This is a genomic window from Pseudomonas sp. Mb7 (assembly GCF_054790525.1).
In genome coordinates, this window is record NZ_CP186501.1 from 5,727,588 (window position 1) to 5,751,793 (window position 24,206).

26 protein-coding genes are annotated in these 24,206 nt (G+C 58.5%); 10 read left to right on the plus strand and 16 right to left on the minus strand.

The features are described 5' to 3' along the window. Positions 1-80 precede the first annotated feature (80 nt). Entirely contained in the window at positions 81-1,208 is a 1,128-nt protein-coding gene (coxB, locus tag ACOYXH_RS25935; RefSeq protein WP_095049531.1) for a cytochrome c oxidase subunit II, read from the minus strand. A gap of 369 nt (positions 1,209-1,577) precedes the next feature. Here coxB and ACOYXH_RS25940 point away from each other — a divergent pair, with 369 nt between their 5' ends. Next, positions 1,578-2,228 carry a hypothetical protein gene (locus ACOYXH_RS25940; RefSeq protein ID WP_095049530.1) on the plus strand — a complete coding sequence of 217 codons (651 nt, stop codon included), beginning with the start codon at positions 1,578-1,580 and terminating at the stop codon, positions 2,226-2,228. A 123-nt stretch (positions 2,229-2,351) separates the two neighbouring features. On the opposite strand, the gene ACOYXH_RS25945 is transcribed toward ACOYXH_RS25940, so the two are convergent. The 3 genes from ACOYXH_RS25945 to ACOYXH_RS25955 all read right to left on the minus strand — a co-directional run bounded on the left by ACOYXH_RS25945 (position 2,352) and on the right by ACOYXH_RS25955 (position 5,994). Next, the gene (locus tag ACOYXH_RS25945; protein WP_095049529.1) at positions 2,352-3,878 is read right to left on the minus strand and encodes a SulP family inorganic anion transporter; all 1,527 of its coding nucleotides are present in this window, start codon (positions 3,876-3,878) and stop codon (positions 2,352-2,354) included. A gap of 90 nt (positions 3,879-3,968) precedes the next feature. Next, positions 3,969-4,697, minus strand: a complete 729-nt coding sequence (locus ACOYXH_RS25950) for a carbonic anhydrase (protein ID WP_064116616.1) — start codon at positions 4,695-4,697, stop codon at positions 3,969-3,971. 238 nt (positions 4,698-4,935) lie between these two features. Continuing rightward, positions 4,936-5,994, minus strand: a complete 1,059-nt coding sequence (locus tag ACOYXH_RS25955) for a PA0069 family radical SAM protein (protein WP_093429491.1) — start codon at positions 5,992-5,994, stop codon at positions 4,936-4,938. A gap of 227 nt (positions 5,995-6,221) precedes the next feature. Between ACOYXH_RS25955 and ACOYXH_RS25960 the strand changes: the two genes are divergently transcribed. After that, complete coding sequence (locus ACOYXH_RS25960; protein WP_095049528.1) at positions 6,222-6,524, plus strand: hypothetical protein; 303 nt, start codon at positions 6,222-6,224, stop codon at positions 6,522-6,524. A 207-nt stretch (positions 6,525-6,731) separates the two neighbouring features. Further along, a complete protein-coding gene (locus ACOYXH_RS25965) occupies positions 6,732-7,007 on the plus strand; it encodes a hypothetical protein (protein WP_095049527.1) in 276 nt (91 codons plus the stop codon). A gap of 59 nt (positions 7,008-7,066) precedes the next feature. Here ACOYXH_RS25965 and ACOYXH_RS25970 read toward each other — a convergent pair whose 3' ends face one another. From ACOYXH_RS25970 to ACOYXH_RS25980, 3 genes are read right to left on the minus strand one after another with little or no spacing between them, the layout of a single operon-like run. Beyond that, entirely contained in the window at positions 7,067-8,368 is a 1,302-nt protein-coding gene (locus ACOYXH_RS25970; RefSeq protein WP_095125100.1) for a c-type cytochrome, read from the minus strand. Positions 8,369-8,380: 12 nt separating this feature from the next. Then, entirely contained in the window at positions 8,381-10,165 is a 1,785-nt protein-coding gene (locus tag ACOYXH_RS25975) for a GMC family oxidoreductase (protein ID WP_116254160.1), read from the minus strand. 2 nt (positions 10,166-10,167) lie between these two features. After that, positions 10,168-10,914 (minus strand): gluconate 2-dehydrogenase subunit 3 family protein, encoded by a 747-nt coding sequence (locus ACOYXH_RS25980; protein WP_095049524.1) that lies wholly within the window; start codon positions 10,912-10,914, stop codon positions 10,168-10,170. 305 nt (positions 10,915-11,219) lie between these two features. Here ACOYXH_RS25980 and ACOYXH_RS25985 point away from each other — a divergent pair, with 305 nt between their 5' ends. After that, a complete protein-coding gene (locus ACOYXH_RS25985; protein ID WP_095049523.1) occupies positions 11,220-11,861 on the plus strand; it encodes a phosphatase domain-containing protein in 642 nt (213 codons plus the stop codon). Positions 11,862-11,869: 8 nt separating this feature from the next. Here ACOYXH_RS25985 and ACOYXH_RS25990 read toward each other — a convergent pair whose 3' ends face one another. The 3 genes from ACOYXH_RS25990 to prlC form a co-directional block, all read right to left on the minus strand. Beyond that, positions 11,870-13,894 (minus strand): M3 family metallopeptidase, encoded by a 2,025-nt coding sequence (locus ACOYXH_RS25990; protein ID WP_460410030.1) that lies wholly within the window; start codon positions 13,892-13,894, stop codon positions 11,870-11,872. Between the two features lie 112 nt (positions 13,895-14,006). Beyond that, positions 14,007-14,300: a YheV family putative zinc ribbon protein gene (locus ACOYXH_RS25995; protein WP_095049521.1), complete on the minus strand. Its 294-nt coding sequence runs from the start codon at positions 14,298-14,300 to the stop codon at positions 14,007-14,009. Continuing rightward, on the minus strand, positions 14,297-16,348 hold the full coding sequence (gene prlC, locus ACOYXH_RS26000; RefSeq protein ID WP_460410031.1) for an oligopeptidase A: 2,052 nt from the start codon (positions 16,346-16,348) through the stop codon (positions 14,297-14,299). Before prlC ends, ACOYXH_RS25995 begins: the two co-directional genes overlap by 4 nt. 88 nt (positions 16,349-16,436) lie before the next feature. On the opposite strand from prlC, the gene ACOYXH_RS26005 reads away from it, so the two are divergent. After that, positions 16,437-16,982: a gamma carbonic anhydrase family protein gene (locus ACOYXH_RS26005; protein ID WP_095125104.1), complete on the plus strand. Its 546-nt coding sequence runs from the start codon at positions 16,437-16,439 to the stop codon at positions 16,980-16,982. Positions 16,983-17,010: 28 nt separating this feature from the next. Further along, entirely contained in the window at positions 17,011-17,661 is a 651-nt protein-coding gene (locus ACOYXH_RS26010) for an HAD family hydrolase (RefSeq protein WP_095049518.1), read from the plus strand. Between the two features lie 54 nt (positions 17,662-17,715). Here the strand turns inward: ACOYXH_RS26010 and ACOYXH_RS26015 are convergent, their stop codons facing one another. Continuing rightward, entirely contained in the window at positions 17,716-18,852 is a 1,137-nt protein-coding gene (locus ACOYXH_RS26015; RefSeq protein WP_460410032.1) for an aminopeptidase, read from the minus strand. A 59-nt stretch (positions 18,853-18,911) separates the two neighbouring features. On the opposite strand from ACOYXH_RS26015, the gene ACOYXH_RS26020 reads away from it, so the two are divergent. Further along, on the plus strand, positions 18,912-19,334 hold the full coding sequence (locus tag ACOYXH_RS26020; protein ID WP_034152270.1) for a PA0061/PA0062 family lipoprotein: 423 nt from the start codon (positions 18,912-18,914) through the stop codon (positions 19,332-19,334). Positions 19,335-19,374: 40 nt separating this feature from the next. After that, positions 19,375-19,794 carry a PA0061/PA0062 family lipoprotein gene (locus ACOYXH_RS26025; protein ID WP_460410033.1) on the plus strand — a complete coding sequence of 140 codons (420 nt, stop codon included), beginning with the start codon at positions 19,375-19,377 and terminating at the stop codon, positions 19,792-19,794. A gap of 6 nt (positions 19,795-19,800) precedes the next feature. On the opposite strand, the gene ACOYXH_RS26030 is transcribed toward ACOYXH_RS26025, so the two are convergent. Further along, complete coding sequence (locus ACOYXH_RS26030) at positions 19,801-20,040, minus strand: DUF1161 domain-containing protein (protein WP_320413708.1); 240 nt, start codon at positions 20,038-20,040, stop codon at positions 19,801-19,803. A 259-nt stretch (positions 20,041-20,299) separates the two neighbouring features. Beyond that, entirely contained in the window at positions 20,300-20,731 is a 432-nt protein-coding gene (locus tag ACOYXH_RS26035) for an OsmC family protein (RefSeq protein ID WP_034152273.1), read from the minus strand. Positions 20,732-20,973: 242 nt separating this feature from the next. On the opposite strand from ACOYXH_RS26035, the gene ACOYXH_RS26040 reads away from it, so the two are divergent. Continuing rightward, entirely contained in the window at positions 20,974-21,975 is a 1,002-nt protein-coding gene (locus ACOYXH_RS26040; protein ID WP_320413709.1) for an LLM class flavin-dependent oxidoreductase, read from the plus strand. 252 nt (positions 21,976-22,227) lie between these two features. Here ACOYXH_RS26040 and ACOYXH_RS26045 read toward each other — a convergent pair whose 3' ends face one another. Next, the gene (locus tag ACOYXH_RS26045; RefSeq protein ID WP_007911690.1) at positions 22,228-22,452 is read right to left on the minus strand and encodes a DUF1161 domain-containing protein; all 225 of its coding nucleotides are present in this window, start codon (positions 22,450-22,452) and stop codon (positions 22,228-22,230) included. Between the two features lie 127 nt (positions 22,453-22,579). After that, positions 22,580-22,795, minus strand: a complete 216-nt coding sequence (locus tag ACOYXH_RS26050) for a dodecin (RefSeq protein ID WP_007911688.1) — start codon at positions 22,793-22,795, stop codon at positions 22,580-22,582. A gap of 157 nt (positions 22,796-22,952) precedes the next feature. Here ACOYXH_RS26050 and ACOYXH_RS26055 point away from each other — a divergent pair, with 157 nt between their 5' ends. Beyond that, positions 22,953-23,279, plus strand: coding sequence for an ElaB/YgaM/YqjD family protein (locus tag ACOYXH_RS26055; protein ID WP_007911686.1), 327 nt, complete (start codon positions 22,953-22,955; stop codon positions 23,277-23,279). Here ACOYXH_RS26055 and ACOYXH_RS26060 read toward each other — a convergent pair. Then, the gene (locus ACOYXH_RS26060) at positions 23,252-24,169 is read right to left on the minus strand and encodes a LysR family transcriptional regulator (protein ID WP_095049515.1); all 918 of its coding nucleotides are present in this window, start codon (positions 24,167-24,169) and stop codon (positions 23,252-23,254) included. The two genes, ACOYXH_RS26055 and ACOYXH_RS26060, sit on opposite strands and share 28 nt — an antisense overlap. Between the last annotated feature and the right edge of the window lie 37 nt (positions 24,170-24,206).

Consider the following 24,206-nt stretch of genomic DNA (forward strand, 5'->3'; position numbering starts at 1 on the left):
CCGGTCTCCTTTACGTGAGTGGGTGGGGCGGGCCGGGGCGCGCTGCCCCGGCCGGTTCACGAGGTACGCGATAGACCGGCTCATTTGCTTTCCGCCTGTTTCAGCTCCAGCACTTCTTTTGGCGTGACCATGTCGCCCTTGTTGTTGCCCCAGGCGTTACGTTCGTAGGTCACGACCGCTGCGATATCGACTTCCGACAGCTGCTTGCCGAACGCCGCCATGGCGGTGCCGGGTTTGCCGTGGAAGACAATGCTCAAGTGATCCTTGATCGGGCCGGTGGCAATTTTCGAGCCCTTGAGCGCCGGGAACATCGGCGGCAGGCCTTGGCCTTCGGCCTGGTGACAGGCAACGCAGGTGGTGTGGTAGACCTTGTCGCCGCGCTCCTTGAGTTCGTCGAGGGTCCATTCCTTGCTGGTCAGCTCTTTAAGCTGCGCGGCCTCGGCTTTGCGCTCGGCGAGCCACTTGTCGTAGTCGGCCTTGTCCTTGACCTCGACCACGATCGGCATGAAGCCGTGATCCTTGCCGCACAGTTCGGCGCACTGGCCACGGTAAATGCCGGGCTTGTCGATGCGCGTCCACGCCTCGTTGACGAATCCCGGGATCGCATCGCGTTTCACCGCGAAGGCCGGCACCCACCAGGAGTGAATGACGTCGGCGGAAGTCACGAGGAAGCGTACTTTGGCGCCGGTCGGCAGCACCAACGGCTTGTCGACCTCGAGCAAGTAATGCTCGCTCTTGGTTTCCTTGTTGTGGATCTGCTCGGCGGGGGTGGCCAGGTTGCTGAAGAACTCGACGTCCTGGCCCAGGTATTTGTAGTGCCACTTCCACTGATAACCGGTGATCTGGATATCGATATCCGGCTCACTGGTGTCGTACATCTTGATCAAGGTGGCGGTCGCCGGTACGGCCATCGCCACCAGAATCAGGAACGGTACGACGGTCCAGAGAATTTCGACGGTAGTGCTTTCGTGGAATTTTGCGGCGACCTGCCCGGTAGAACGGCGGTGCACCATCATCGACCAGAACATGGCGCCGAAGACGATGATCCCGATCACCACACAGATCCAGAAAATGGTCATGTGCAGGTCGAATACTGCGTGACTGATTTCAGTCGCTCCAGGCGCCATATTCACAGTCCAGGCAGCGTGTGCCGGACTGAAAATCGACCACAACAGGAGGCCCATCCAGACGTGTGGATGTCGCATCATTGCGGGTTCCCCTTATCGTTCTTGTTATCCCGCCGGCTTTCGCCTGCGGCAAGGGAGCGGCTGCATCAGACTACGAACTTGAATCGCCGGGCCTTGCTGCGGGTGCAGTCGGGCGTCATCAGCTAACTCCATTCAATGGCGAGTATAGACAGCGACGGGAAATTGCAATGTGCGCACGTAAATCAGCTGAAACAGCTGGCACTTGCGTTCAAGGGCACGAATGGAGAAGGATGCAGACGAGTGGTGGCAAACCGATATAACGCAGGTGCATCAAGGATGAAATAATTATGACAAATGCGTCTTAGCATTTTTCGTAAGCCAGCTAAGTTATGTCTTCCCTATTTCATTGCCTTGTTTCCTGGAGTTTTCATGAACACCGCCGCATTGCGCGAGCAGATCCAAAAAGCCCAACAACACGAAAAAGAAACCGGCCTGCTGACCCGTCAGCTGGAAAGCAAGCTGCCTCATTTACACCCGGCGATCCAATTGCCGGAAGCCGACGCCAACGGTGTGCTGACGCGTTTTGTCGCCGCCTACATTGATGAAGTGCCAGACCTGCTGGATGCAGCCAATGAAGTTGCCAGGGAAGCGGGAATCGAATCGCAGATCAAACCGGTGCTGAAAATCGCCGAGCAGTATTTCCTCCAGCCGCCAGCCATCATGGCCGGGCACGTTGGCCTGGACAGCCTGCTCGACGAAGCCTATCTGGCGCACCGTTTTGTTGAAGAGGTCAACGACCTGTACATCAAGCATTTCGGCCAGCCACTGATCCCCTTGGACATGACGGTCGCTAACTTGATTGCTCACCAATTGATCGGTGAGGAATTTGCCAACCAACTGGACGAAGCAGTGCATCACGCCATCGACGAGATGCTCAACGACGAGAGTTTTGCCCTGGAATCGGTAGAAGCCTACCGCGGCAAACTCAGCAGCCCGGACACCGGCGCCGCGTGGAAACGCTGGCCATGCATGAGCCGACGCCTGGGTGTGGGCCTGGAACTGGACCAGCCTGCTGCCTGAGTTCACACGATCCAATGTAGGAGCTGCCGCAGGCTGCGATCTTTTGATCTTGATTGTTAAAAACAACATCAAAAGATCGCAGCCTGCGGCAGCTCCTACAGGGGTTGAGTTCAACCAGCAAATTTAGCCGGCAGCGCCGATCCCGGTAGTTGTGCGAATCCGTCCCTCAAGCCTGCGCTTCAACCCGCGCGACTCAATCAACAGCTTCGAGCCCTTCGCCGCATTCGCCCGGCCCCACTCCTCCAGCAACTCCAGACACGAATGGTCGATGTAGCTCAGGTTATTGAGCGGCACATGCACCGTGGTGCCTTGCGGAATACTGCCCAGCACTTGCGTCAACGCCGGCACTTTGAGGAATGTCGCCGCGCCGACCAGACGCAACTCCATCTCGCCGTCCTGCGGCAGATCGATCAGGCTGATCTTCAATCGCGAAGCCTTGAACGCCAGTTTCAACATCGTCAGACCGAAACCGATCAACACCCCGGTCAGCAGGTCAGTGAAGATGATCGACAGCGCCGTCGCCGCATAGGTGAACATCGGCATCCGCCCATAACGACCCAGACCTCGAAACGCTTTGAGATCGACCAGTTTGAACCCGGTGTACACCAGCACACCCGCCAGACTCGCCACCGGAATGCTTTGCAGCACACTCGACAGCAACAGCACGAACGCCAGCAGCCACAGACCATGGAAGATAGTCGAGTAACGCGTGGTCGCACCAGCCTGTACGTTGGCCGAACTGCGCACGATCACCCCGGTCATCGGCAGCGCGCCGAGCAGACCGCAGAGCATGTTGCCGACACCTTGCGCCGACAGCTCACGGTCGAAGTCCGAACGCACGCCGCTGTGCATGCGATCCACCGCAGCGGCGGACAACAAGGTTTCGGCGCTGGCGATAAACGCCACGGCGAACGCGGCGATCAGCAGCGTCGGGTCGGCCAGGCTGAGCAGGTCCGCCGGTTTCAGCCAATCAATGGCTTCGGCCAGATTCGCCGGTACTTCAACGCGTTTGACCTGCAACGCCAGCAGCAGACTGGCAGCTGTCGCCAGGCCCACGCCGAGCAATGCACCGGGCACGAAACGTAGCGAATGCGGGCGAAATTTTTCCCATAGCCACATCACCGCAATCGTCGACAGCCCCAACAGCCCGGCCTGCCAGCCGAACGACGGCAAGGCCTGCGCCACAGCCGCCGGGAACGCCGTGAGGTTATCCAGGCCAGAGGGCTTCGGTGACGCATCAAGCATCACATGCACCTGCGACAGCACGATCAACACACCAATCCCTGCCAGCATCCCGTAAACCACCGCTGGCGCCGTAACCCGAAACCAGCAACCGAGTTTCAAGCGCCCGGCCACCAGTTGCAGGAAACCGGCGAGCAGCAGAATCGGCCCTAGCATTTCAATGCCGTGCTGGCGCACCAGTTCAAACACCAACACCGCCAGACCCGCCGCCGGCCCGCTGACCTGCAAAGGCGAACCCGCCAGCCAGCCAACCACCAGACCGCCGATGATCCCGGTGATCAGACCTTTGGCCGGTGGCAATCCTGACGCAATCGCGATACCCATGCACAGCGGCAACGCGACCAGAAACACAACCACTGAAGCGAGCAACTCCCGTGGCAACACCGCTTTCAATTGAGCCGCACGCATGGCGATTCTCCCGAAGTTTTCTTCAGGCATGGCTTCGCCGAACCGCTGAAACAGCGGCCGGCGTCAAACCACACAGATGTTTAGGAAGATTTAGAAGCGCGCTTTGGGCGTCGCCACCGGAATCGGATGGCTACCATCGAGCGGCAGGAAACGTCCCTGATCCGCGTCGTAAGCTTTAATTTCGCTGGTTTCGATGTTGTAGACCCAGCCATGGATGAACAGATGACCGTTCGCCATGCGCGAGGCTACCGAAGGATGGGTACGCAAGTGCTGCAATTGGGCGATGACGTTTTCCTCGGTGAGGATCGGCATGCTTTCTTTTTCGTCGGCGCAGTGACAGTTGTCGTGCACCATGGTTTTCGCGACTTCAGCGTGGCGCAGCCAGGCTTTGACTGTCGGCATCTTTTCCAGGCTGTCCGGATTGAGCACCGCACGCATGGCGCCGCAATCGGAGTGGCCGCAGATGATGATGTGCTGCACGCCAAGCGCCAGTACCGCGTATTCGATCGCGGTGGATACGCCGCCGTTCATCTGGCCGTAAGGCGGGACAACGTTGCCGACGTTACGGGTCACGAACAGATCGCCCGGCGAGCTCTGGGTGATCAGCTCAGGGACGATGCGCGAGTCGGCGCAGGTGATGAACATCGCCTTTGGCGCTTGGGCCGTGGCGAGTTTCTTGAAGAGTTCTTCCTGCTGGGGAAAGACCTCATGATGAAAATGCAAAAAGCCGTCTACGATCTGTCGCAGCGCTGCATCGGCGGATTCCGCTTCAGGGGTTTGCGCCGACGCAGCCAACGGCTGTTTATCCTTGTCACTCATGATTCATCCTCTTTGGCGGATTAGGGGAGTCGTTCCCATGTATTCCGGTATGAAGCCAGTGGCTGTTTAAAACATCCGGGTCATCCCGACCCGTCAGTCACTCGATGAACAAGGTAGCCGCCGAAACTTAACTCAAACTGAATCAAACGCTCTAGCACGTGTGTTCCAGGTCACAAAAAACGTGACTGAGTGATTTCGGCGGAAGGATTCCAACCCCTCAACCATAGGCCAATTGTCGCTAAATCAACGACATCTGGCGACCCGGCGGACAGAAGGCAGTGCAATCGAGGTTGTAGCTTTCGCGGTGATTGATGCCCAGACGCTTGATGGCTTTGGCAAATCGTTGCGCGAGCAGGTCGGCGAACACCCCTTCGCCGCGCATGCGTGCGCCGAAACGGCTGTCGTAGAGCTCGCCGCCACGGCTCTGGCGGATCAGGCTCAGCACATGCGCGGCGCGTTGCGGATAGTGCGCCTGAAGCCATTCTTCGAACAGCGGCGCCACTTCCAGCGGCAGACGCAGCATCATATAGGCAGCGCTTTGTGCTCCGGCCGCGTGGGCTTCGTTAAGCAGGTTTTCGATCTCGCTGTCGTTGATCATCGGAATCATCGGTGAACACAGCACGCCGACCGGTATGCCTGCTTCGCGCATGACCCGAATGGCGCGCAATCGCGCTTTGGGTGCAGCAGCGCGCGGTTCGAGGATGCGTTTGAGCTCGTCATCGAGCGTGGTCAGGCTGATCATCACCGCGACCAGGCGTTGCTCGGCCAACTCGGTCAGCAGGTCGAGATCGCGCAGAATCAGCGAGCCTTTGGTGACGATGGTCACGGGATGTCGATAGCGCAGAAGCACTTCGAGGGTCTGCCGGGTGATTTTGTGTTCGCGCTCGATCGGCTGATACGGATCGGTGTTGGAGCCCAGGTTGATCGGCGCACATTGATATCCTTTTTTCCCGAGCTGTTCCTCCAGCACTTGGGCGGCGTTGGTCTTGGCGATCAGCCTGGTTTCGAAGTCCAGCCCTGGCGACATGTCCCAATAAGCGTGGCTGGGCCGTGCGTAGCAATAGATGCAGCCATGCTCGCAGCCACGGTAGGGATTGATCGAGCGGTCGAAGGGCAGATCCGGAGAGGTATTGCGGGTAATGATGGTTTTCGCGGTTTCGATCATCACCTCGGTGCCTTGGGTCAGCGGCACCTCCTGATACCAGCCGTCATCCTCGGCCACCGAACGGTTCGGCGCGAAGCGGTTGTGCGGGTTGCTGGCGGTGCCGCGACCGCGCTGGGGGAGAGGGTTGATCATTGGGCAGGCTCCAGATCTGTATATGCATACAGTACATGAGCAAGCCCGCTGTGATCCAGTACCGTTCAGCGATGGGATACTTGTTGAGTTCCAAAATTTATATATAGGTGCAGAGCCGAAGTACAACCCGAGATACATATGTTTGATTGTCGCGACAAGTTATCAAAGATAGCCTTGGCTACTCCGAGTGGCACTTGTCCGATAACTAAATTCAAAGGATTTAATTCATGTCTTACCTCAATCAACGCGGTGTCTTTGTGCAAATGATGCAACCCAATGCATCGGAACCCAACACCATTGTTTCGATGCAACTGGCACGAAAGGAACTGGGCTGGAACGCTGAACAGGAACTGCCTACCGAGGCACTGGTCGACTCGATCTACGTAGTGGCGGTGTCCAGCGACCGTGGCAAAACGTTCACTGTTCGCACCAACAAGAAAGATGTGGACGGTGATGGCGATATTGATAACGACGACAAAGCGAAGTTGATTGCACTGGCCAAGGCTTATGTAAGTATCGTTAATCCGTAATTGAAAATGTAAGAATCTCACAGCAAATAAAAATAAAGCCCTGCATGACGACTCATGCAGGGCTTTATTGTTTTAGAAGAAGAGACGGTAAATGGCAGGTGGCCGGTAAAGGACTGGCTGGGCATACACCCTGTCAGCTTTGACAGTAGACCGGAATTCTCGCCAAACCTAATCTCAAGCACGCAATCAATCTGCAGGGTTTCATCCATGGCTATCAGAATACTGCTGGAAATCGCGGATATGGATCGGGATGCAAGTCCGGAAATCGCTTTTTATCACTACAGCGAGGACGCGACCGAAATGATGGATTACGACTATTCGCTTTTTGCTTCGTCGTCGCAGGCCAATGGTCGTTATGACGTGATCTGCGAAGACGCCGTCGATACTGACGGCGATGGCGACATCGACAAATACGACGAGAAGCTTTATCTGCAGCTGGCCGATGCATTTGCGCAGTTTAAAGGCTTTCAGCCCAAGCGTTGATCGGCCGCTGACACCGCACGAAAAGTCGAACCGTGCCAACGGCGTATCAATCACATCCGTCAGTTATGCGTAGTGACTTGCCCCAAATCATCCCCGGAAGTCGTTTGCATATCGTTCTTGCGTAGATTGGCTACATCTTCAGCGTCAACTGGCGCGCCTTTGTTGCCCCAACTGCCACGAATGAAACTCACCACATCCGCCACTTCCTGGTCCGACAGGCGCCAGGCAAAGCCCGGCATTGTGAACGTCGACGGTGCCGTGTGCGTCGCCGGCAACGTACCGCCCTTGAGCACAATGTGAATCAACGAAGTCGGGTCTTCCGATTGCAGCACCGGATTGCCCGCCAGCGCCGGGAACACCCTGGTGTAGCCGTGACCATCGGTGCGGTGGCACGCCGCGCAGTTGTCGATGTACACCGCAGCACCACGCTGACTGTCGTCACCGTTCCACAGTGCTTTGGCGGCTTTCTCATCGTACTGATGCGGTTGATCGTTCGGATCAGTGGCCGGCAGTGATTTGAGGTAGCGGGCAATCGCGGTCAGGTCGGCATCGGTCATGTATTGCATGCTGTGGGTGACCACGTCGCTCATGCCGCCGAACACCGCGCTGCGATCGCTGCGCCCGGTCTTGAGAAACTGCACCAGTTGCTCTTCGCTCCAGCCGCCGAGGCCATCCTTGTGATCGCCGCGCAGGCTTTTGGCGATCCAGCCTTCCAGCGGCGCACTGCCGGCGAGGAAGGTTGTACCGTCAGCCGCACTCAGGGATTTTTCCTGCATGGTCAGCGCGCGTGGTGTATGGCAGGCACCGCAGTGGCCGAGGCCTTCGACCAGATACGCGCCACGACTGATGACGGCGTCGTCACCGACTGGCTTGTAGTCCTCGACCTTCGGCGCAAACATCCAGCGCCAGCCCATCAGCGGCCAGCGCATGCTCAACGGCCATGGAATATCACTGCCCTTGTTCTCCTGTGCCACCGGTTCTACGCCGTGCATGAAATACGCGTACAGCGCTTGCATGTCGGTTTCGCTGACACGCGCATAGGACGGATACGGCATCGCCGGGTACAACGTACTGCCGTTTTTGGCGACGCCATGGCGTACGGCCTGATCGAAGTCTTCGAAGCTGTATTCACCGACGCCGGTTTTATCCGGGGTGATGTTGGTCGAGTAGATCGTGCCGATCGGCGTTTCCATTGGCAGGCCACCGGCGAACGGTTTGCCGCCCTTGGCGGTGTGGCAGGCTACGCAGTCACCGGCGCGGGCGAGGTATTCGCCCTGTTTGATCAAACTTTGATCAACTTCAGCCGCATGGATTGCGGCGCTGCCGAGCAGCGCCAGAGTCGCGATAACGAGATTTTTCATGGTCATCGCTCCTTAAGCCTGAACCAGCGGGCCGGGGTTTTTCAGGTACTGCTCGCGGATCGCCTTCGCCGACCAGTAGGTCAGTGCGGCAACCAGCCCGGTCGGGTTGTAACCCAGGCCCTGCGGGAACGCCGAGGCGCCCGGAACGAAGACGTTGTGCACGTCCCAGCTCTGCAGGTAGCGGTTCAACGCGCTCTTCTTCGGATCGGTACCCATGATCGCGCCACCGTTGAGGTGCGTGGTCTGGTAAGACGCGGTGTTGAAGTGGTCGCCGACTTTCTTGCCGATCACCGCAATGGCTTTCGGGCCCATCGCTTCGGCGACCTTGCCCATTTTCTCGACCATGAAGCGGTTCATCTTGATGTCGTTTTCCTGCCAGTCGAAGGTCATCCGCAGCAGCGGCAGACCGTAGGCATCGCGGTACACCGGATCGAGATCGAGGTAGTTGCCACGGTAGGACTGATGCGCGCCGTGGGCGTCCATCGACACCTGGTGGGTGTAGTAATCGGCGGTCGCGCGTTTCCAGGCACTGCCCCACGCAGGTGTGCCCGGCGGGTTCGAAGTGCCGGCAATCGGCCGGCTGCCGGCCTGGTTGACCCACATCGGCGAGCCGCCGACGAAGCCGTGCGGGCCGTGGTCGAAGTTATCGGCGTTGAAGTCATCCAGCGCCACGCCGTTACCGCCGGCGCCAATGAAGTTGTTGGTGTGGGTGTCCTTGTCAAAGAACGCCTTGATGGTCGCCATGTTCTGGTAGGCAAAGTTACGCCCGACCACGCCTTCGCCGCTGATCGGGTCGTATGGCTTGCCGATGCCGGACAGCAGCATCAGACGCACGTTGTGCAACTGGAACGCGCCGAGAATCACCAGATCCGCCGGTTGCTCGATCTCGCGACCCTGACCGTCGATGTAGGTCACGCCGGTGGCTTTGGATTTGCTGCTGTCGAGATTGACCCGCAACACATGCGAGTTAGGCCGCAGCTCGAAATTCGGCAGCGGCTTGAGCGCCGGCAGAATGTTCACGTTCGGCGACGCCTTGGAGTACATGTAGCACACGTAACCGCTACAGAAACCGCAGAAGTTGCACGGGCCCATCTGTGCGCCGTAAGGGTTGGTGTAAGGCCCCGAGGTGTTTGCCGAAGGCAAGTTGTAGGGCTTGTAACCGACTTCAGTCGCTGCTTTGCCGAACAGCTGTGCGGAGACTGTGTTTTTCTGCGCTTCCAGCGGGAACGGATTGGAGCGATCCGGCGCGTACGGGTTGCCGCCCTTGCCCTGACCGACCAATTGGCCTTTCACCGTCCAGGCCTGGCCCGAGGTGCCGAAGACTTTTTCGGCGAAATCGAAGAACGGCTCCAGCTCTTCATAGCTGACGCCGAAGTCCTGGATGGTCATGTCCTTGGGGATAAAGCTTTTGCCGTAGCGCTCTTCGTAGTGGCTGCGCATGCGCAACTCGATCGGATCGACCCGGAAGTGCACGCCCGACCAGTGCAGTCCGGCGCCGCCAACACCATTGCCTGGCAGGAACGCGCCCAACTGGCGGTTCGGCAGGGCGATGTCGTTGACGCTATGACGAATGGTGACGGTCTCTTTGGAGATGTCCTGAAAGAGTTTTTTGCGCACGCTGTAGGTGAGTTCGTCGATCACCTGCGGATAGTTGCCGTCCGGGTAGGTGTCCTGCATCGGCCCGCGCTCCAGCGCCAGCACGTTGAGACCCGCTTCGGTCAGTTCCTTGGCCATGATCGCGCCGGTCCAGCCGAAACCCACGATCACTGCGTCAACCTTCTTCATTACCGTTGCCATGCTTACGCCCTCTCGCCGCGAATCGAAACTGCCGGGAAGGGGTATTGCTCGTTACGTTCCACCCAATCCATGAAATCGGCGCGGGCGCCGGGGAAGCCGATCATGGTCCAGCCGACCATGCCTTTGTTGCCACCGTGGATCGGGTCGCAGAAGAACCCTTCCTTGGTGTTTTGCAGCAGCAGATTGAAGAAAATCTTTGCCGGAACCGCATCGAATTGCGGCTTGCCAGCTTCGAGTTGCTTGAGCAAATCGTCTCGGGTAGCGCTGTCTTGCTCAGCAAATACTTTACCGTTGAGGGATTTTGCCCACTGATCCGTGGCGGCGATGCCGAGTCGATAGATCTCTTTGGGCACCAGTTTGCTCTGCCAACCCATTTCCGGAGCGGCGTCGGCATTGAACGGGCCTTGCATGTACCAAAGCGCACCGGCGGCGTACGGCGTGTTCATCTGGCGGTCGATGTATTCCGGCACACCGGCTTCGAGCGCGCCCGGTCCTTGAGTATCGTTGGGGATCAGTTGAGCAACGGCGGCATTGATGAACGCCCACTCTTCGGCGGTGAAATAACTCGGTTGGTAGACGCTGGCATCAGCGTGAACCGGTTGCGGCGCGGGCGCAGCCGGCGCCGCTTCAGGCGCTGCTTGCAGGACGCTGCTGCCCAGACCGGTGCCGGCCAGGGTGACAACCGGGATCAGGGTCAGGGATTTGCGCAAAAACTCACGCCGCGGGTTGTCTCGATCTTCATCAGACATTGGGGTGCACCTCATCAGGCATTAGAGGACAGCCGCTTCTGCGAGCGGCTTGAGGATTTTTCGTCGCGACGGATCCGGTCTGACCCGGAAAAAGGGGACGCGTCTGCAACATGATGTGACAAATGGTAGCAGGCTAAGCTTCCGGATAAACCGATTCAGCGGAAAAAACACCGGTTTTCTTTACGGCAGTGCTGGAAAGCGTGCGGATTCACGTTTCTTTGACAGGCGCCTCACAGGGCTTTGACCGCGCAACGCCGAAGCTGCGTTTCCCCCTCATCGATGAATCCCGACACGGTAAAACCAGCATGTCCCGAGTGCGTTTTTTTCCTGCTTTGTGTATAGCTTTTTTAGCACTGTTGCCCTGGATACCGGCCCAGGCGGCGACGGCATCGACGGTTCGTCCGACTGAGTGGGCGCAACCGGTCGAAGTGCAATACAACCTGTTCCAGCTGTCGCCATTGCTCTATCGCAGCGCCTTGCCGGATGACGGCGCGGTGCCGCTGCTGAAAAGTCTCAAGGTCGCCACGGTGATCAACTTTCTGCCAGAAGCGGACGACTGGTTGTCTGACCCCGACATTCATCAGGTGCAACTTCCCTATCGCACCAATCACGTTGACGACGCCGATGTACTCAAGACCCTGCGGGCTATTCAGGCTGCCGAAGCCAATGGCCCGGTGCTGATGCATTGCAAGCACGGTTCCGACCGCACCGGACTGATGGCGGCGATGTATCGAGTGGTGATTCAGGGGTGGAGCAAAGAGGATGCCTTGAGCGAGATGACCCAAGGCGGTTTTGGCGACAGTATTCATTTCAAGGATGGTGTGCGTTACATGACGCAGGTGGATGTCGAAAAATTGCGCACGGCGTTGGTCAATGGCGATTGCAGTACCAGTGCTTTCGCCACCTGTTCAATGAAAAGCTGGTTCAAGTCCGCCCACATTGAGTGATCGGCGCGTCAGTCCGGTTGCGCTGCCAGATCAGCAGCCACCGGCTGAGCCATAAAGGTCTCCAGTGCGCTGAGCAGCGAAGTCGAATCACCGGAGAAGAACGCTTCACGCAGTTCCCGGCCGGTTTGCGTATTGAATATCCCATCACGCCCAAAGCGCTTGAACGCTTTGCTGGCCAATACGCCTGACCACTTGTAGGCGTAGACCGAGGCTTCGTAACCGGTCACCAGATAATCGAAACTGTTGGCAAAGCGGCAATAGGCGGGTAATTGCAGCTGCGGAATTTTTTGCAGCACCGCTTCGAAGCACGATTGCGCGTTTCGGCCATTTTCCTCGCTACGGTGCAATTCAAGATCGAGTAAAGACTCAAGCAGCAGCGTGGCGGTATCGCGACTGGTGTGCGTCGCGATCGCGGCCAGTGCTGACGTTAGCCGTGTGCGGCTTAGCGGTGCGCGGGTTTTGTAATGTGCTGACAGCCACTGAAGCAGTTCCTCTGAAAGGCTCAATTGCTCGAACAGTTGCCCGGCGAACTCACCTGTATCGCGCGCCAGTTGCGAGATCCCCGACAGGTTGTGGTGGGGCGAGCGGGTCAGCACCTGTTGCAGGCAATGCCCGAACTCGTGGAATAGCACGCGCAGGTTCTTGTGTGAAAGCAGGCAGGGATACTCGCTGGTCGCGGGCGGGAAGTTGCAGTGAAGGATGGCAATCGGCAGGGCCGGCCGGCCCTCGGCATTGATTCGTCGGTTGCGCACGGTATTGGTCAAGGCAAAGTCGGGGCCGTCCTCACGATGAAACGGATCAAAGTAGATGTACCCCATCACCTGATCGTATTCGCTGACTTCAAACAGCCGCACCTCCTCGTGCCAATTGCTTAGGTCTTGTTGCTCGGCCAATTTGATACCGAACAGGTATTCATTGAACTGGCAGAACCGGCGTAGCGTTTCATCTAGCGGGAAATACTCGCGAAGTCCTTTCAGTGTGCTCGCCGAGCGTAGCTGGCGTAATTGCTCAGCAAAAAACTCGAAATCCCAGGCCTGCAGTTCTGCGACGCCCTGCGTTGCGGCGAATGCTTGCAGCGCCTGCATGTCCTGATCCAGTGCGGCACGATTTTGCTCGATCTGTTGCTTTAAAAAATGTTCGACCTGAGTGGGTGAGGTGGCCATGTGATTTGCAAGCCGCAGTTGGGCGAAGCTCTCGAAACCCAGCAACCTGGCTTTTTCATGGCGTAACCCGAGTAACTTTTGCAAAACCGGACCGTTGTCGAACTGAAGAGCATGCGGTCCTTGATCCGAGGCCCGGGTGCAATAAGCGCGGAAATACTCTTCGCGCAAACTCCGGTCTCGCGCATTTTTCATGATGTATTCGTAAGTGTTGCGATCCAGCGTCAGCAACCAGCCGCTTTTTCCCGTTCGACGCGCATTGAGCGCCAGCCGATCCTTGAACGCGGCTGACAGGCCGTCGAGCGTCGCCGATTGGTCAATCTGCTTGCTCCAGGCGGCATTGCTGCGCTCCAGATTGATTTGGAACAATTGCTCCTGAAGCTCGATGTCGAGGTTTATCGAGGTTAACCGCTGGCGCTGTTCGGCGGGCAATTCGATGCCCGACAGACGAAAAGAGCGCAGGGTCTTGGCTAACGACGCTTTGCGAAAGTCATCGAAGCTGTCGGCGATCGAACTCTGCTGCAGACGTTGATAGGTGTGATAGAGCTCCAGGTTGGCAGACTTCTGCACCCGATAGCGTGCCGCAGTAATACTGCACAGGGCGCTCTGCTCTACCCAGTCGACATCAGCACTTTTGACCGTCGAGAGCACGTCGATGAGAACCATGGTTTCAGCGAGCCGTGCGTCGGCTTCGGCGACGGCTATCACCAGATCATCCCAGTTGGGGTGGTCGGTCTGGGTGGCGATCACTTCGGCGATGATCCGCTGGTTATCGGCCACGATGGCATTGATGGCGGGTGCCAGGTGCTCGGCCTTTACGTCGGACCAGGCCGGCAGTTGCCAGCGTTGTAGCAGGGGATTGGTAGGGGGCATCGCGTCTTCCTTGACCGTAGGCTGAAAAAATCAGCCTACGGAGAAAGCGCAAGGGCAAGGCATTACATAGATACCACCTCGCACCGTTGATTCGGTGCGAAGTAGCCACAGCTCAATTGGGCTGGTCAGGTTTCTTTTTCAGTTTCGGGTTGGGAAAAAACTGCACCGCCTGCACGGTCTTGTCCGGCGCAGGTTTGTTCAGCGCGCTGGTGTTGACCCGCGTGCCCAGCTCTTTCGGTACCGACAGCCCTTGCTCGTTGAGTGTGTCGGAGTAACCGCAAGCCACGCATTCACGGTGCGGCACGCTGTCTTCGTTCCACATCATCAACTTGTCCGGCTCGCTGCACGCCGGGCAGACCGCCCCGGCGATAAAGCGTTTCTTGGTAATCACAGGTGCCTCACTCATGCTGCCGCGTCCTCACTCAGGCCGCTGTGGCGCAAGAGTGCGTCAATCGATGGCTCACGGCCACGGAAGTCGACGAACAGCACCATCGGTGCCTGCGAACCGCCGCGCGCCAGAATCGCTTCGCGGAAAGCCCGGCCGGTTTCAGCGTTGAGCACGCCGTCCTCTTCAAACTTGGAGAAGGCATCCGCCGACAGTACTTCAGCCCACTTGTAGCTGTAATAACCCGCCGCGTAGCCACCGGCGAAGATGTGCGCGAAGCTGTTCGGGAAGCGGTTGTAGGCCGGCGGACGCATCACCGATACCTCGTCACGCACGCCTTCGAGCACTTGCAGCACGCTACGGCCGTCGCCGTGGGTGGCATGCAGTTCGAAGTCGAACAGCGAGAACTCGAGTTGGCGGACCATCATCAGGCCCGACTGGAAATTCTTCGCCGCGAGCATTTTTTCCAGCAGGTCCTGGGGCAGCGGCTCGCCGCTTTCGTAGTGACCGGAAATCAGTGCGAGGCCTTCCGGTTCCCAGCACCAGTTTTCCATGAATTGGCTCGGCAGCTCGACCGCATCCCACGCCACGCCGTTGATCCCGGAAACACCAGCGTGATCCACGCGGGTCAGCAGGTGATGCAGGCCATGGCCGAATTCGTGGAACAGCGTGGTCACTTCATCGTGGGTCAGCAGCGCAGGCTTGCCGCTGTCGGCCGGGGTGAAGTTGCACACCAGATTGGCCACCGGGCTTTGCAGTACGCCATCAACCGTGCGGCGACGGTCGCGGGCGCCGTCCATCCACGCACCGCCACGCTTGTTGGCGCGGGCATAGAGATCGAAGAAGAAGCGGCCGACGTGCTGACCGTTTTCCTTGATCTCGAACAGGCGCACGTCCGGGTGCCAAGTATCGAAGCCTTTCTGTTCAGCGATTTCGATGCCGTACAGACGCTGGACGATGGCGAACAGGCCGCTTAGCACTTTGTCGATCGGGAAGTAGGCGCGCAGCGTTTCCTGAGCAACGCTGTAACGTTGTTCACGCAGCTTTTCACCGTAGAAGCCGCTGTCCCAGCTTTGCAGGTCGGTGCAGCCCTGTTCGGCGGCGTAGGCGCGCAGCTGTTGCAGATCCTGCGCAGCGAACGGCTTGCTGCGCTTGGCCAGATCGCGCAGGAAGCTCAGCACCTGATCGCTGGATTCAGCCATTTTGGTGGCCAGGCTCAGCTCGGAGAAACTGGCGAAGCCCAAGAGTTTGGCTAGCTCCTGGCGCAGGTCGAGGATCTCTTCCATCACCGGGCCGTTGTCGTGCTGACCGGCGTTCGGGCCTTGATCCGAGGCGCGGGTGCAGTAGGCGGCGTAGACTTCTTCACGCAGGGCGCGGTCTTGCGCGTAGGTCATCACCGCGTAGTAGCTCGGGAATTCCAGGGTGATCAGCCAGCCGTCGAGGCCTTTGGCTTGTGCGGCAGCAGCCATTTGCGCCTTGGCTGAATCGGTCAGGCCGGCGAGGGCGGCTTCGTCGCTGACGTGCTTGGTCCACGCCTGAGTGGCGTCGAGCAGTTGATTGGAGAAACGGCTGCCCAGCTCGGACAGTTTGCTCTGCACTTCGGCGTAGCGTTTCTGCTCGGCTTCCGGAAGGTCGATACCCGACAGACGGAAATCACGTAGGGCGTGTTCCAGAATAGTCTTTTGCGCCACGTCGAAACCGGCGGCTTCCGGACTGTTGGCCAGCGCTTCATAAGCCTGGAACAGCTCGCGGTTCTGGCCCATATCGGTGGAGTAGGCGCTCAGGGCTGGCAGGCACGACTCGTAGGCTTCGCGCAGTTCGGCGCTGTTGCACACGGCGTTGAGGTGGCTGACCGGGCTCCAGGCAGCACCGAGGCGATCATTAAGTTCGTCCATCGCCAGTACCAGGCCGGCCCAAGTCGGGTTCTGAACCTGAGTCTTGAGGATTTCGGCAATGGCGGCGCGGTTGTCGGCCAGGATCGTTTCGATGGCGGGCAGGACGTGTTCGGCACGGATCGTGGAGAACGGTGGCAGGTCGTAGGACTGCAGCAGAGGGTTGTTCACGCTCACGGTTGGCACCTTGGCTGGGGAAACATTGCCCCATCTTAATTACAATCGACATTCACCGCAGCTATCGGCGACAGAGAGAGAAATTATCGTGTCCGTTCGCAAGTACCAGAATCACACCCCAAGCCTTTGCAAAGGCGCGTTTGTCGACGGCTCGGCGGTGGTCATCGGCGACGTCGAAATCGGTGAAGACAGCTCTGTCTGGCCGCTGACCGTGATCCGTGGCGACATGCACCGCATTCGTATAGGTGCGCGCACCAGCGTCCAGGACGGTTGCGTGCTGCACATCACCCACGCCGGCCCGTTCAATCCCGACGGCTTCCCGCTGCTGATCGGCGATGACGTCACCATCGCCCACAAAGTCATGCTGCATGGCTGCAGTGTTGGCAGCCGCGTGTTGATCGGCATGGGCAGCATTGTCATGGACGGCGCGGTGGTCGAGGACGATGTGATCATTGGCGCCGGCAGCCTGGTGCCACCGGGCAAGCGTCTGCAAAGCGGCTTCCTCTATGTGGGTAGCCCGGTGAAACAGGTGCGAGAACTCACCGACAAGGAAAAAGCCTTCTTCACTTACAGCGCGGCGAACTACGTGAAGCTCAAGGACCTGCATCTTGCCGAAGGTTACGACCAGCTCTGAATTGCCTTACAACTGCTCAGGATTTCTCATGCATTACCAGACCGTACTGTTCGACCTCGATGGCACCCTGACCGACCCGCGTGAGGGCATCACCCGTTCCATCCAGTTCGCCCTCGCCAAGCTCGGCATCGATGAGCCGGACTTGACCAAGCTGGAACACTTCATCGGCCCGCCGTTATTGCAGGCGTTCATGCAGTTTTACGGATTCGATGAGGCCAAGGCATGGCAGGCGGTGAATTTCTATCGCGAGCGCTTCAAAGTGACGGGCCTGTACGAGAACCGTGTGTTCGATGGCGTCACGCCGTTGCTGGAAACCCTCAGTGGCCAAGGCCGGCAGCTGTATATCGCCACCTCGAAGCCGTGGGAATTTGCCCGCGAGATTGCCCGGCATTTTGATTTTGCCCGGCACTTCAAGGTGATTTACGGCAGTGAGCTGGATGGCACACGGACCAACAAGGTTGAGTTGATTGCGCATCTGATCAAGGAAGAAGGGCTGGACCCGGCGAATACGTTGATGATCGGTGACCGTAAACATGATCTGATCGGGGCGCGCAGCAATGGGCTGGATGCGGCGGCGGTCGGTTATGGGTTTGGCAGTTTCGAAGAGTTGAGTGCCGAGGCGCCGGCTTATCACTTTGAAACGCTGGACGAGTTGCATCAGGCGTTTCTGCGGCGCTGATCAGTACGCCTTCGCTGGCAAGCCAGCTCCCACAGGTGAGCGATGTGCTCAGGCTCACCGCTGTCCCTGTGGGAGCTGGCTTGCCAGCGATGAGGCCAGATCAGCCACTGATATCTCATCATCTGCCAATGCTTTCAGTGCCGCTTTACGCTCAGTCACCGGTAACCCACCCAACCGCTCTACCTCAGCATAAAATCTCAGCCAATCCCCCCCGACCTTTTTGAACAACGCCGCAAACGCCGGCACCCACTGGTCATACAGCCCAAACGGCAGCAATCGCGCATTGTTCAGCGGCGCATTCACCCAGGCGTCATAACGCTTGTCCCCGGCCCACTGGCTGTCTTTCATCAGCCGATAATCCCGGCGAAACCGTTCGAACTCTGCCGCTTTGCGTTCGCGCATCTGCTCCGCCGGTAATGGCTGCGCATACAACTTCTCCAGCCGTGAGCGGGTTTCGAGCACCAACTCAATAAACTGATCGCGTTGTTTGAGCCGCGAATCGGTGTCCGCCGGCAACCCACGAAACACCCGCCACTGCCGCGTGCCTTCCTGCTCGACAAACGTGGCGAAGGATTCGTTGAATTCGGTGTCGTCTTTCACATAAAAGCGCTGATGCGCCAGCTCATGAAAGATCAGCGTGGCCAGGCGCTCGTCGCCCCAGCCCATCATCGAATTAAGAATCGGGTCATTGAACCAGCCGAGCGTCGAATAGGCCTCGACGCCGCCAATCGATACGTCCATGCCTTGCAATCGCTGGATCGCCGCTTCACCGCGCGCCGCGCTCTGGCTGTAATAACCGCGATAGGCCACGCAGCCGGCAATCGGGAAGCAATGGTTCTGCGGTGTCAGGGAGAACTCTTGAGTGGCGAACACATTCCACACCACGTACGGGCGATGGATGTCGGCGTACAGGCGATAGCTCTGGTTATCCGGCAAATGCAGATGCTCGCTGGCAAAGGTACGGGCCTTTTGCGACTGCGCCAAGTGGGTGCGCAGAGTGGCGTCGCGGCTCGGATCGTTGATCACCTTTTCCACAGGCTCGCGCGCCCGCAGCAATTGCAGTTGGCCGCTGGCCAACTGCGTGTAATAGCTGACGCTGGCGCAACCGTTGAGCAACAAAAACATCACACCCGGAAACAAAATCCGAAAAACGCGATCAAGTAACCCAAGGCTTGGAAACGGCCTGCTCAAAATAAGAAATCCCCCGGAGAGTCTGCCCGCAAGACTATCCCGCCTTAAGGAGCACCGCTATGCGCATGTTGATGCTGTCAGGAGGCCTGCTGACGCTGGCCGGTTGTGCCGGATTCGGAATGCCCGATCCTGACCCTTCGCAAGCCTGGATCGATCTTGATGCCCGGCAGCAGGACACGGCGCTGCAAGCGCTGCAGGTCGATACCCAAGCGACTGCCGACAAACGCTACTTCGAAGTACAGCCCGGCAGCCATGAGTTGAAGGTGCGTTATCAATTCCCGGTCGAGGCGACCAACATCGGTCCTGACGCTGAGCCGCTGTGGCGCGATTGCCAGTTGAGCGTGAAATTCAAGGACTTCAACGCCGGCCAGCGTTATCAGTTGCAGGCCGGCAGTATTGGTTTCCGGCCTTGGGCCAAGCTCTATGACGAGCAGCGCAAAGTGGTAGGCCAGGGCACGCCGGCAGGCTGTCAGCGCACCTGAACGGCGCTATGCTGAGTATTCAGATCAGTGGATATTCGTCATGCGCCAGTTGCTGTTGTTGCTCGTTGCTACTCTTGTGGCCGGTTGTCAGACGCCATTGCCCCCGGTCGATCCGCAGATGGCCTGGGTCGATTTTTCGACGCCGACACCCGGCGGTAAAGTGCTGATGGCCGAGCGCCTCGACAAACAGCGACTGAATGACGGGCGCTACTTTCAGGTCACCTCGGGCAGCCACGAATTGCGCGTGCGGTTTGATTTCGAAGTGTTTGGCGGTGGTGGCGCCCTGATGACTGGCCCCGTAGAGCGGCTGTGCTACCTGTACATCCGCTACGACCATTTCGAGGCCGGGCAGCGTTATGTGCTGGAAGGGCGTTCGCTGGGGTTCACACCGAGCGCCCGGCTGTATAACGCCAAGCGTGAAATCGTCGCCGAGGATTACGACTACAACTGCATTATCTGAGGTGACTCAGCGATCGTTCTTTTGATAGATGATCGCTTTGGTGCCGTTCTCACATGAACCGACCACCATGGCGATGTCATGTTTTGCGGCCTCTTCCTTGCTGACGATTTCCAGTGTGTAGGACGGCACGGCTTTGGCCTGAATCTTCACTTCGATTTCTTTTTTCAGTTCTTCACAGTCTTTGGGTGCCGCAATGGCAGAAGTGGCCAGTGCACTGCAGAGGATCGCCAAGCCAATACGTTTCATGAGTGAAGCTCCCTGAGGCAGCGCGCACGGGCGTGCGCTGAAGCTGCTGTCATTTATTCGACCATACTTTTACAGCGAGGGTTCTGACTTCGCTCACAACTTGTGCTGAAGGTTTCAAACCTTGGGTGATCAGCAGATGGCTATCGCGAGCAGGCTCACTCCTACAGGGGATCTTCGACGCTCACAATAATTGTGTTCGCTGGAGATCAACTGTAGGAGCGAGCCTGCTCGCGAAGGCGTCAGATCAGACAACACCGAATCAACTGACCAGCGAAGCCTCAAGCGTAATCTTCGCATTCAGCACTTTCGAGACCGGGCACCCTTCCTTGGCCTTGTTGCTCAGCTCTTCAAACTGCGCCTGCGTCGCCCCAGGGATTTTCGCCTTGAGGATCAGCTTCACCGCGGTGATCGCGAACCCGCCATCCACCTGATCGAGAGTCACTTCAGCCTGGGTATCAATGCTGTCGGCCTTCAGGCCCGCATCGCCCAGAATCATCGAAAACGCCATGGAGAAGCAGCCGGCATGCGCCGCGCCGATCAGCTCCTCCGGGTTGGTACCTTTGCCGCCCTCAAAGCGCGCCTTGAAACCGTAGGGCGCTTCTCTGAGGACACCGGTTTCAGTGGAGATCGAGCCGATGCCGGTTTTCAGATCGCCTGCCCAATGTGCGGATGCTTTCTTCACGATAGCCATGTCTGCCTCCTCAAGATCTGACGCGGAAACGCCGCGTCGTCGTGGTTTTTGCTTGCAAGGCTTCTGAGGATAGACGCCGCAGCAAAGTTCAGCCCGGCTGAATCGTTGACTTTTTTAGTAGGAAATTTCATCACTGCTATTGAAACTCGGGTATATGCCCTCATTGCACAAAACACGCTTATGGATTCGGCAGGTTTTCGTTTGCAAGAAGAACCTGCCTCCTCACTCGGAGACGCAGGTTTATGAAGCAACTGTCCGACGTAAAATTTTCCACCCTCGATCTGGTGCCGGTGCGCGAGAACGGCAGCCCGGCGCAATCGCTGCGCAACTCGCTGGATTTGGCGCAGCACGTCGAGAAATTTGGCTACACGCGGTTCTGGGTGGCCGAACACCACAACATGGACGGCATTGCCAGTTCGGCAACGTCGGTGCTGCTGGGTTATCTGGCGGGCGGAACGTCGACCATCCGCGTTGGCTCCGGCGGCGTGATGCTGCCCAACCATGCGCCGCTGGTGATCGCCGAGCAGTTCGGCACCCTCGAAAGTCTCTATCCGGGACGGATCGATCTCGGCCTGGGCCGCGCGCCCGGCTCCGATCAAATGACTGCTCGGGCGTTGCGCCGTGAACGCTCCGGCAGCGCTGATGATTTCCCCGAAGACGTCGCCGAACTGGTGCGCTACCTCGGCCCGCGCACGCCGGATCAGCGCGTGATCGCGATGCCGGGCAGCGGCACCAATGTGCCGATCTGGCTGCTCGGTTCCAGCCTGTTCAGTGCGCAACTGGCCGGTGAGCGCGGCTTGCCTTACGCCTTCGCCTCGCACTTCGCCCCGCGTTTCATGCACGAGGCGATTCGCGTTTATCGCAATCACTTCAAACCCTCGGCGGTGCTCGACAAGCCGTACGTGATGCTCGGCGTGCCGCTGGTGGCCGCCGATACTGATGAGCAAGCCGATTACCTGGCGACTTCGGTGTACCAGCGCATTCTCGCGTTGATGCGTGGGCAGAGCCTGGTGCAGCGTCCGCCGGTGAAAACCATGGATGGCTTGTGGTTGCCCCATGAGCGTGAGGCGGTGGGTGATTTCCTCGGTCTGGCGATGGTTGGTAGCCCGCAGAAGATTCGCGCGAAGCTGGAGGTGCTGGTTGAGCAGACCCAGGCGGATGAGCTGATTTTTACCAGTGATCTCTACGAACACGCCGATCGCGTGCATTCGTACGAGTTGTTGGCGCAGGTGATGAAGGGCTGAAAAGCCCCTCACCCTAACCCTCTCCCGGAGGGAGAGGGGACTGATTGAGGTGTTCTCGCGCTCGACATCGACCTGAAAAATCGAGTCGAACTCAGGTTTTGAACAGCCCCCCGATCTGCTCCCTTTCCCCCTCGCCCCCTTTGGGGGAGAGGGCTGGGGTGAGGGGGTTCGATTTCAAATCCACTAAAAATCCCAAATCCTGAACACAAAAAAGCCGACGCCTTCACGTCGGCTTTTGCATTTCAGGCGCACTCAACCGCGCTTGTAGACGATTTCCTTGGTGCCACCTTCGCAGGTACCGACGACGTCGCCGCCAGCCGCTGCGCCCTTATCGACAATCTCCAGCGAATACCCGGAAACGCCCTTGGCATCCAGCTTCGCCGCAATCTCGCTTTTCAGCTCTTCACATGGCTTGCCGGCAGCAAACGCACCACCCGCAAGGCTCAACAAACCTACTGCCAACATGAACTTCTTCATCGGTCGCACTCCCTGGTCGGATTAAAAGAGGCGGGCATCGAGCGTTGACCCGATGCACTCACCCTGTAGCGCTTTGCCATTCCTATGGCACTCGGCCAGCGCGCAAGTTCAGAAGACTAGACCAAACTCAGCTGCTGGCAATGCGGAAGCCGACTTTCAGCGTCACCTGAAAGTGCGCCGCCTTGCCGTCCTTGATGTGGCCACGGGTGTCGACCACTTCAAACCACTCAAGATGCTTGATGCTCTTGTTGGCTTCGGCCAGCGCGTTGTTGATGGCGTCTTCGATGCTGCTGGCGGACGAACCGACCAGCTCGACTTTCTTGTACGTGTGATGGTCACTCATGGCGATCTCCTTGGCGTGTGGAATTGAGACTAGCAGTGAATCTGCGCTGTTGATTTCGGCGGCATCGCGCAGGCGAAGTTCAGATTTTCTGCACTTTCTCAAACCGCTGAAGTCCCAACCAACACACGCCACTCATCACCAATGCAGGAGAGCCACCATGGCCAACACCTCTTTACGTAAAGCCTCGTTGCAAAGCATGGAAGCCGAGATCGAGAGTCTGCTCAAATCGTTGGAAAGCTTGAAAGACGACGCTTCGGACGAGTCGCGCAAGACCCTCAAGGCGCTGAAAAGCAATGCCGAAAGTGCGCTGAAGCACTCGCGCCATCTGCTCAGCGATGCCTATGAAGAAGTCAAAGTGAAAACCCGCGAAACCGGGATCGCCACCCGTGATTACGCCCAGGAACATCCATGGACGACGGCCGGTGTGGCCGTCGGTGCGATCGGTCTGCTGGCGGCTTACTTGCTGTTCAAGCGCGGCGAGTGATCCGTCTGGCGCAGTTCGTTCTTGAGCCACTGCGCCAGTTGCCGAGCGCGCCCGTCTGCGGCGCGCTTGGGTAGCCACAACGCCAGTTGCGCCGGGGTTTCACAAAAGCCCCATGGCGCAACCAGGCGACCGGCCTTCAAATCTTCCGTCACTAGCGGCTCCGGCGCGATGGCCACGCCAAGCCCAGCAACTGCTGCCTCCAGCAAATAATACAAATGCTCGAAACCTTGCCCCAGCTTCAATGCTTTTGCGTCGAGTGCGTTCTGCTGCGCCCAACTCGGCCAGGCTTGCGGGCGCGAAGTGGTGTGCAGCAACGGTTCGTTTAGCAGTGCCGAGGCTGGCGCGGTTTGCAGGCGTTGATAGCCGCTGAACAGCGGACTTATCACCGGGCCGATACGTTCTGCGGCCAGTTCATAGACTTGCATGTCCGCCGGCCACGGTGGTTCGGCGAACAGCAGCAAAGCATCCAGCCCCGGGCGTCGTGGATCGAGATCGCCTTCGCCCGCCGACAGGTGCAGCCGCAAATCCGGCAGATCGGCATTCAATCGCCCCAAACGCGGAATAAACCAGCGCGCTAACAGACTTCCAGAGCAACCCAAGACGAACGGTGCATCGGCGGTGCTCTGCGTCAGCTCGGCGCAAACACTGCGCAAGCGGTCAAACGCCTCGCCACTTGCATCGCGTAACCGCATGCCGGCATCTGTGAGTTTCAAGCCGCGCCCATCTTTGACGAACAGACTGACGCCAAGGTGTTCTTCCAACACCTTGAGCTGACGACTGACCGCGCCATGGGTGACGTGCAGCTGTTCGGCAGCCTGACTGACGCTGTTCAGCCGGGCGGTGGCTTCGAACGCACGCAAGGCGTTCAGCGGGGGAAGGTCGTGGCTCATGGTATCTGTGAGTTTTCCTGACAGGTTGTGGCGATCT